The sequence below is a fragment of the Nonlabens antarcticus genome (assembly GCF_015356755.1).
Lineage (GTDB): Bacteria > Bacteroidota > Bacteroidia > Flavobacteriales > Flavobacteriaceae > Nonlabens > Nonlabens antarcticus.
Window position 1 is genome coordinate 1 of record NZ_JADFCO010000005.1, and the last position, 229, is coordinate 229.

Annotated in this window: 1 pseudogene; it reads right to left on the minus strand. The window is 48.0% G+C overall.

Annotated features, from left to right (window positions below):
• A pseudogene (locus IQ282_RS00025) lies at positions 1–229 on the minus strand (DDE-type integrase/transposase/recombinase); the annotation flags it as partial.

The window sequence follows — 229 nt, forward strand, 5'->3', positions numbered from 1 at the left end:
AGTTCTAGGTCTTTGATATCTCTCGCTATATCGAACTCTTGTTTGAGTATTCCGTTTACCCTTTCAGCAATCGCATTTTCATAGGGATCATATTTTTCGGTCATACTGGCCTTGATATTATCTCCCTCCAGCAGCGCCTGATAGTCGTGGGAGCAGTATTGAAGCCCCCTGTCGGAATGGTGTATCAGCGGTTGGTTCCCGCAACGCCTGTGGCCGAGAGCCATTTCCA